At 54.4% G+C, this 2,809-nt stretch carries 5 protein-coding genes; 3 read left to right on the forward strand and 2 right to left on the reverse strand.

Features of this window, described 5'->3' with window-relative positions; genetic code table 11:
• Positions 1-64 precede the first annotated feature (64 nt).
• Complete coding sequence (locus ABD841_RS40340; protein ID WP_344982342.1) at positions 65-460, forward strand: transposase family protein; 396 nt, start codon at positions 65-67, stop codon at positions 458-460.
• Positions 457-744 carry a transposase family protein gene (locus tag ABD841_RS40345; protein WP_344982343.1) on the forward strand — a complete coding sequence of 96 codons (288 nt, stop codon included), beginning with the start codon at positions 457-459 and terminating at the stop codon, positions 742-744. The genes ABD841_RS40340 and ABD841_RS40345 overlap by 4 nt, the downstream gene beginning before the upstream one ends.
• Positions 745-765: 21 nt before the next feature.
• Here the strand turns inward: ABD841_RS40345 and ABD841_RS40350 are convergent, their stop codons facing one another.
• The gene (locus ABD841_RS40350; RefSeq protein ID WP_344982345.1) at positions 766-1,278 is read right to left on the reverse strand and encodes a hypothetical protein; all 513 of its coding nucleotides are present in this window, start codon (positions 1,276-1,278) and stop codon (positions 766-768) included.
• A gap of 130 nt (positions 1,279-1,408) precedes the next feature.
• Between ABD841_RS40350 and ABD841_RS40355 the strand changes: the two genes are divergently transcribed.
• Positions 1,409-1,591: a transposase gene (locus ABD841_RS40355; protein ID WP_344982349.1), complete on the forward strand. Its 183-nt coding sequence runs from the start codon at positions 1,409-1,411 to the stop codon at positions 1,589-1,591.
• Between the two features lie 373 nt (positions 1,592-1,964).
• Here the strand turns inward: ABD841_RS40355 and ABD841_RS40360 are convergent, their stop codons facing one another.
• Positions 1,965-2,597: a hypothetical protein gene (locus tag ABD841_RS40360; protein WP_344982347.1), complete on the reverse strand. Its 633-nt coding sequence runs from the start codon at positions 2,595-2,597 to the stop codon at positions 1,965-1,967.
• Positions 2,598-2,809: the final 212 nt, after the last annotated feature.

The following is a 2,809-nucleotide window of genomic DNA, read 5'->3' on the forward strand; positions in this document are numbered from 1 at the left end:
CTCCGGATTTCCATCATCCGGTATTCAAGGTGTCCACACCTCGGGGGCAGGGCCCGTGATGGGGTTGCGCTGGTTTCGTGACCGCACCGACCGAGTCGCCCTCGGCCGCGACCACGGCATCTCCCGCGCGACCGCCTACCGCTACACCGACGAGGTCATCGGCGTCCTGGCCGATCAGGCGCCCGACCTGCACCAGGCCTTGCGGCGCGCCGTCGATGAGGGTCTCACCCACCTGATCCTGGACGGCACGGTCATCGCCACCGACCGCCGCGCCGAGAAGACCATCAGCGTCAAAGGCGAGCCCATCGACCTGTGGTACTCCGGAAAGGCCCGCCACCACGGCGGTAACATCCAGGCCCTGTCCGCGCCCTGCGGCCTGCCGCTGTGGGTCTCCGGCGTCGAACCCGGGCCGGTGCACGATCTGACCGCCGCCCGCGCACACGTCCTGGGGGCGCTATGAAGGCCGCGGCCGACGGGCTTCCCACCCTGGCCGATTCCGGCTACGACGGCGCCGGGATCGGCATTCTCACCCCGGTCAGACAACCCTCCGACAGCCAGCCCCTCGACACCCGCACCCGCAACGTGCTCTTGCGCGCCCTGCGCTGCCCGGGAGAACGAGGCTCCGCCCTGCTCACACAACGCCGGCGCACCCTCCAGCGCATCACCGCCAGCCCCAGCAGAATCAGCGACATCGTCAAAGCCGCGCTCATTCTCACCCATTTCGAACACAGCTACCTGAAATGAAAGTCGCTGAGATCACCTTATTTAACACGCAACACCACCATCGGAAGGAAACCCCCCATGACTAGCAGAAATGGTTAGACTAAATCCCGGACCATTCTCTTGGTTGTCAGAAGGTTGCAAATTTAGGTATGCAGTGGCGCCGCGTATTTGCTTCCGAAAGCAAGTGCTTTCTTTGCTCACACCAGAAGATGCTTCACCACTTTCATTGACGGGCCGCCATCCATCTCTTGAGGCCAAAACACTATAGAATGATAGCATATCAGAAAAGGGGCCAGAAAATGTGTACGAGATTCCTGCGTATACATATTCATCATCTCGATCGCATCCAGAGTAGGGATCTCCCACTGCTGTGACATTTCCCGGATGAACAGCAAGGATTTTTTGTTCTTTCAGTGCAGGAATTAGCTTCTCATCATCGCTAGAGCATCCGCCACTGGAAGCCATGATGAGCCAACCCTGGCCGAAGGCCACCAGAACCAAGACCGCCCCAGCTAGCAAGATAAGGGCCACCACTTCAGTAAGGCGAGTTCTCATACATAGATCCTAGCAGTAATAGAAATAACTTATAATCAAATGTGGGTTACACTAGTGTCCTGCGCCAGAAATTCGCCACTAAGTCTGGAGTGGTTGTATGGCGCGGACGGCACGACTGAAGACTCCGATGATGCTTTCCGATGAGGAGCGAGCAACGCTGGAGCGCTCGGCGCAACGAAGTGTCCTCCTGATCTGCGATAACTACGGCACGCACAAAGGGCCCGTGATCAAGACGTGGCTGAGGCGGCATCCGTGGCTCCACATGCACTTCATTCCGACCTGCTCGTCCCGGATCAATCAGGTCGAGCGGTAATTCGACTTCCTGGCCGATCAGCTGATCAGGTGGGGCGCCCACAAAAGCATCTAGTTTCTGGAGAAGGGCGTCCGGGACTGGATTCATCCAGCGGAACGACAATTCCCGGCCGTTCGTGTGGAAGAAGGCCGCAGAAGAGATCCTCGATCCCTCCCTAGACATTGCCGATAAATTTCTGACACAGGACGCTGGCATCACGTTTGCTTAGCACTCGCATTAAGCCAGCACGAAAATCCGGTTAGCGCCATTAGACATAAGAGCATTTAAGCCCCTCATTTTTACCCGCGCCATCGTATGATTATTGCCGCAAGCAAGGATTCCCACTTGCCTTAATCTGGGATTCCACCAAAGAATCTTTACGGTCACAAGTAGGCTACAATTTCACACCCTTAAATTGACCATATGGGTCAGGGTTGACATTTTTGCACGAAATTCGCTTTGGCGGACTAAGGATAATACCGCACACCTCGGACATTCCAGCCCTAAAGATTCTATAAAGGGCGCCTTCACTAACCGTCCGATCGATCCACTCCTTATTCTTCTCGTAATAGCGCATCGCCATATCATTGACCATCTTGTCAACCCTGCTATCTTCAGCTTTATCTTTTTCTACGTATCTTTCGTGAATATCGGCAATTTTTTTAGCCACCCCACAATCAAATCGCTTGCATATCATCACTATTCCAACGAAATGCCGGAGAACATTCCTTGCATGACTCTTCTCCTTCGTCCTCTCGTTGACGAAGTCGTTAACTGTAGATCTTATGGACTGGATTTCTTGGCATATAAGTGCTCCAAGCTCTTTAAGGCAGTCTTCAATTTCCCTTTTGTCCGCCCAACTGTCATCGCTCTTGGCGGATTTAGGCGGATTACCTGCCGCCAACATGCCACTCTTTTCAGTCTCACTCCCATCGTTGGCAGCACTTTTACTATCGAATATCTTGAGGACAAACTTCCATAGATCATCTAGATCCTTTTCGCTTAGGTGAATGCTATACAACAGCATATATACCTCTCGCGCATCTTTACTGGCATTCCAGTAACCCTTAGGCGCTTGCCTTCCGTTATTCATGTAACCAATTCGTCGTGCCTCCTCATCCGCGAGTCCCGGATTCCAACTCAAGTCCCAGTGTGCCGTACTACATTCGTAGCTCCGCTGGGAATGGGTCGCCGCGTCGTCGGTAATGGCTGATCAGAGCACGGGTCTGATGGAGTCGT

This window comes from Streptosporangium fragile (assembly GCF_039534445.1).
Taxonomy (GTDB): Bacteria; Actinomycetota; Actinomycetes; order Streptosporangiales; family Streptosporangiaceae; genus Streptosporangium; species Streptosporangium fragile.

Bases quoted from the DNA above. Each gene is read 5' to 3' on its own strand.
- ABD841_RS40345 (WP_344982343.1), top strand. From the start codon at position 457: ATGAAGGCCGCGGCCGACGGGCTTCCCACCCTGGCCGATTCCGGCTAC.
- ABD841_RS40350 (WP_344982345.1), bottom strand. From the start codon at position 1,278: ATGAGAACTCGCCTTACTGAAGTGGTGGCCCTTATCTTGCTAGCTGGG.
- ABD841_RS40355 (WP_344982349.1), top strand. From the start codon at position 1,409: ATGCTTTCCGATGAGGAGCGAGCAACGCTGGAGCGCTCGGCGCAACGA.
- ABD841_RS40360 (WP_344982347.1), bottom strand. From the start codon at position 2,597: ATGCTGTTGTATAGCATTCACCTAAGCGAAAAGGATCTAGATGATCTA.